We start from the raw sequence: 4,901 nt of genomic DNA, 5'->3' as shown, positions 1-4,901 counted from the left end.
GCTAAACTCTTTGACGAAGATTTTTGGGGTACGCAATGACGAAGTCAGGAAAAACAGTTTGTCGACATGAAGGAAGAGATCGAAACCAAGTAAACCGACACGTGGTACCAACAAAAATCCCAAGACATTCATTGCGATGTCTTGGGATTTTTCATATATTAACCGTTTTCTCCTTGGCACCCACACCATGGCTGCCATCGTTCACGCCACCATAGCCTGGCGAAGTGTCGCCGTCAACAGTAGCCAACCCCTGGGTGGGCTTGCCAACTTGTTTCCTTCCAGCTCGCAGGCTTGCCAGTTTGCAGGCTTAGTCACGGAGCAACACATCGCTCTAAGCGCCTGTCCTCTTGAAAAGAAACACATAAAGCGTCAGTCCTTTATGAAAAGGAACAAGGGCTTACCCCCTTCTCGGCTTAATGACCGATGGGGGGTTAAGGAATAACCTTGAAGCGGATGCGGAACGAATGGGTCAAACCATCCCAATTGGTGCCAAGAAGCTCAAAGCGGCCAATCTGCGAGGTAGAGCGAACATGCTTGCCTATGCAGGGGCACACGTCGAAGTCGCCGATGCGCACCAGCCGAATGGTCTCTGAGGCATCCTCGGGCAAGCGGTCGATCTTCACCCCCTCAGGAATATGGTCGCGATCCACAAACTCAAAGGTAACAGGCAGGTCTTCCGCAATCAGCTCATTCATCTTGTCGGCAACGGCCTTCTCCTCTTGGCGAGTGGGCTTATGGTCGAGCACATAGCTTATTTTGCTCTTCTTACGCTCGATGTGGGCGTTCTTCGACCGCTCACAACCAAACATGCGAACCATGACCTGATTGAGCAGATGCTCCGCCGTATGGGCTGGCGGAAACTCCTCTTTGTTGTGAGCGTTCAGCTCGTAAGTCTTGTCCTCCATTTGAATACTGAATTTAAAGATTCTACCCGAATAAGGTGGAAGGTCCATCTCCACCACACCGTCTTTCTTCAAGTTGAATGTGGTGCGCTCATCGGTCAGCAAATCGACGGCCTCCACATCACGCTCCGGCATCTTGAAATAATCGAAGGCATGGCCCGGAATGGTTACTCCCACATGGTTGGCCTCCTCCGAGAAGTTGACAACCACAAGGATTACCTCTTTGTCCTTTTTTCGCAGGAACGCATAATTACAACGCGGATTGAAGCTTTGCGACTGCGGATTGACGTACATGAGGTCGAAGAAATCGCCCTCGCAGAAAGCCCTCTCGCTATTGGCCATACACAACACCCGCTGATAGATGGCCTGCAAGCGCTTCTCCTCCTGGGTAAGAAGGCGGCGATCGTAGTGGCCCCGACGAAGCGTGTCGACACACCAGTAATCGAAAATCGTGGTGCGACCGTCGCAGCCAGAGAAGCCCTCGGCATCCATGCCACGCTCGCCAAACTCCTGACCGGCATACACCATGAACGGGTTGCAGCCCATCAAAGCCGAAACCATCATGCCAGGAACGGCCTTACGACCATCGCCACAGAAGAAATCGCTGGCTATGCGCTGCTCATCGTGGTTCTCGAGGAAGTAGAGCATGTGTTCCTTGATGTCGGAAACGTTCTGCCAGTAATAGGTGATGCTGCTTGCCGGACGGCGGTTGCAAATGATGTCGCGCACACAATCGTACATGCCCACCTTGTCGTAAAGGTAATCGAACCCAGAGCGCACATAGGTGCGATACTGCTCTGTGTCATACACCTCGCCAATGAACACCATCTGCGGATGGCGCCCCTTCACGATGCGGGTGGCATAGCTCCAAAACTGATGGGGCACCATCTCCGCCATGTCGCACCTGAAACCATCGATGTTCTTCGAAGCCCAATAGAGCAAGATGTCGGTCATCTTGGTCCACGTGCTTGGAACCGGATCGTAGTGATAGCTACGACCTCCGGCGTCGCAATAGTCCACGCCATAGTTGAGCTTCACGGTCTCGTACCAATCGCCTACACCTGGCCGATTGTCGAAACGGTCATTACCGGTGCACTTAGCGGGATTCTCCACATAAGGCTCCTCGCCTTCAGGCGTCGGAACAGGGCACACGAAAGGTTGCCCCGGACAGTAATAGAAATTGTTACGAGGGGAGAAATGCATGTTCACATCATCATCCTCGCCCAAGTCGGTCACACCAGCCGGACAGCAGATAGAGTGATATTCGCGCGCCACATGGTTGGGAACGAAGTCGATAATGACCTTCATGCCCACATAATGGATGCGTGCCACGAGCTTCTCAAACTCCTCCATGCGATGGTCCACATCAACCGCGATATCGGGGTCAATGTCGTAATAGTCAGTAATAGCGTAGGGCGATCCCGCCAATCCTTTCACAACGGCGGCATGCTGACCAGGTATCCCATTCTGGCTGTAGTTTGTTGTAGTGGCGTGGCGAATAACACCCGTGAGCCACACATGGGTAAATCCCATGTCATGAATACGCCTCAGATGGAGGGTATCCAAATCATTCATCTTCCCCACCCCATTCTCCAGCAACGAACCATTGGCCTTACGCGTCTGGTTCTTATTGCCAAAGAGGCGGGGAAGAAGTTGATATACGATAATTTTCTTATTCATTAACAATGTTACCTTGATGCTAAGAAATCATAGACAAAAGGCAGCGCCCTGTCTTGACATGTGAAATCCATTAACACAACAAAGGCAAATCGCCGAAACTGTCCTTAGGCGATGCCGTGAGCAGCTACGGTCTTGTCAATGCGTCCAATCATACCCTGAAGGGCCTTGCCCGGTCCGCACTCCAGGAAGTCGTCGGCACCAGCGGCAATCATGTTCTGCACAGTCTTTGTCCAACGCACGGGCGATGTGAGCTGAGCGATGAGGTTGGCCTTGATCTCTACGGGGTCCACGTGAGCCTGAGCGTCTACGTTCTGGTACACGGGGCACTTGGGAGCCTTCACCTCGGTCTTCTCGATGGCTGCCTGCAACTCCTCCTTAGCGGGCTGCATCAGCGGAGAGTGGAAAGCGCCACCCACCTTCAAGGGCAACGCACGCTTGGCACCAGCGGCCTTCAACTGCTCACAAGCCTCGTTGATGGCGTCGTTGTCGCCAGAGATAACCAACTGGCCAGGGCAGTTGTAGTTGGCGGCGATAACCGTCTTGCCACCCTTGCTCACCTCAGCGCAGATCTCCTCAATCTTCTCGTCGGGCAAACCGATGATGGCGGCCATAATACCAGGGTTGGCCTCACAAGCCTTCTGCATAGCATTGGCACGGGCAGCCACCAGACGCAAGCCATCCTCGAAGGTCAGCGCACCAGCGAATGTCAGGGCCGAGAACTCACCAAGTGAGTGGCCTGCTACCATTGCGGCATCCTGCTCGTCAAGACAGAGGGCAGAGATAACGCTGTGGAGGAACACGGCAGGCTGAGTGACGTTGGTCTGCTTCAACTGCTCGTCGGTGCCGGCAAACATGATATCGGTAATCTTGAAGCCGAGAATCTCGTCGGCCTTGTCGAACAACTCTTTTGCCATAGGATTATTGTCGTAGAGCTCCTTGCCCATACCGACGAACTGTGAACCTTGTCCAGGGAATACAAATGCTTTCATTGTTATTGTCTTATTATTGTTTCGATTATGATGCAAAGGTAACAATAATATTTCGAAATGTGCCGGTACGGCCCGTTATACTTTGTGAATGAATATAAAAAAAGCCCCGCTCATCTTACGACGAACGGGACTTTCCATATTTCTAAAGTCAGGCCACCTGAGCGGCCCAAGCATATTCGAGTGGATTACTCAGCGGCGGGAGCCTCCTCAGCGGCGGTAGCTTCAACCTGAGCAGCCTCAGCTACGGGAGCCTCTTCAGCCTTGGGAGCCTCCTCAGCTACGGCCTCAGCCTTCTCAGCCACAACCTTCACAGGAACCTTCACCTCAACATCCTTGAAGAAGTGTACGGTAGCCTCGAAGTCACCAACCTTCTTGATGTCGTGCATGGTGATGATCTTGCGGTCGATCTCGATGCCCTTCTTAGCGAGCTCCTGAGCAACGACGAGAGCGTTGACAGAGCCATAGAGGTGGCCAGTGGCGGCAACCTTGGCAACAACAACAACCTCCACGTCCTTCAGAGCCTCAGCACGCTTCTCAGCCTCAGCCTTAGCAGCAGCGATCTTGCAAGCCTGCTGTCTCAGGTTTTCAGCGAGCACCTTCTTAGCGCTCTCTGAAGCGATAACGCCCTTGCCTGTGGGAATCAAGTAGTTACGGCCATAGCCGCTCTTCACCTTAACGATATCGTTCTTGTATCCAAGTCCGATAATATCTTCCTTCAGTATGATTTCCATATCTTAGCCTCCTTTTCAATTACTTCAACAAATCGGTTACGTATGGAAGCAGTGCGATCTGGCGTGCACGCTTGACAGCCTGAGCCACACGACGCTGATACTTCAATGAAGTACCTGTGATGCGACGGGGAAGAATCTTACCCTGCTCGTTGAGGAACTTCTTCAGGAACTCGGGATCCTTATAGTCGATATACTTGATACCGCTCTTCTTGAAACGGCAATACTTCTTCTTCTTGGTGTCAATAGAAGGAGCGGTCAAATAACGGATTTCTGAATTTTTCTGCTCTGCCATAATTAAGCCTCCAATTTATTACCCAGTTTGGCACGACGCTTCTCAGCGTAAGCAACAGCGTGCTTGTCGAGCTTCACGGTCATGTAACGAATAACTCTCTCGTCGCGGCGATAGCCAGTCTCGAGACGGTCAATCACTGATGGCTCAGCCTTGAACTCCAACAGGCAGTAGAAACCTGTAGACTTCTTCTGAATAGCATAAGCCATCTTCTTCAATCCCCAGGCCTCTTCGTTCAGAATCTCTGCACCATTGTCGGTGAGCAGCTTCTTGAATTTAGCGACCGTTTCCTTCATCTGTTCATCAGACA

At 52.1% G+C, this 4,901-nt stretch carries 6 protein-coding genes; all 6 read right to left on the bottom strand.

Translation table 11 applies throughout. From position 1 onward, the window contains the following. Nucleotides 1–198, bottom strand: a 198-nt coding sequence (locus WKK33_RS00240) for a hypothetical protein (RefSeq protein WP_337931972.1), incomplete at its 3' end; no start/stop codon positions are given. A 233-nt stretch (nt 199–431) separates the two neighbouring features. Next, the gene (locus tag WKK33_RS00235; RefSeq protein ID WP_337931971.1) at nt 432–2,582 is read right to left on the bottom strand and encodes an alpha-amylase family glycosyl hydrolase; all 2,151 of its coding nucleotides are present in this window, start codon (nt 2,580–2,582) and stop codon (nt 432–434) included. Nucleotides 2,583–2,686: 104 nt separating this feature from the next. Further along, nucleotides 2,687–3,571 carry an ACP S-malonyltransferase gene (fabD, locus tag WKK33_RS00230; protein WP_330002078.1) on the bottom strand — a complete coding sequence of 295 codons (885 nt, stop codon included), beginning with the start codon at nt 3,569–3,571 and terminating at the stop codon, nt 2,687–2,689. Between the two features lie 185 nt (nt 3,572–3,756). After that, nucleotides 3,757–4,302: a 50S ribosomal protein L9 gene (rplI, locus tag WKK33_RS00225; protein ID WP_337931970.1), complete on the bottom strand. Its 546-nt coding sequence runs from the start codon at nt 4,300–4,302 to the stop codon at nt 3,757–3,759. 19 nt (nt 4,303–4,321) lie between these two features. After that, nucleotides 4,322–4,594, bottom strand: a complete 273-nt coding sequence (gene rpsR, locus WKK33_RS00220) for a 30S ribosomal protein S18 (RefSeq protein WP_215759857.1) — start codon at nt 4,592–4,594, stop codon at nt 4,322–4,324. Nucleotides 4,595–4,596: 2 nt separating this feature from the next. Further along, a partial coding sequence (gene rpsF, locus WKK33_RS00215; protein ID WP_337570056.1) for a 30S ribosomal protein S6 occupies nt 4,597–4,901 on the bottom strand: 305 nt, incomplete at its 5' end.

The sequence above is a fragment of the Hallella sp. genome, from assembly GCF_037460745.1.
GTDB classification, from domain to species: domain Bacteria; phylum Bacteroidota; class Bacteroidia; order Bacteroidales; family Bacteroidaceae; genus Prevotella; species Prevotella faecis.
This window is presented reverse-complemented; position numbering and strand designations above follow the sequence as displayed.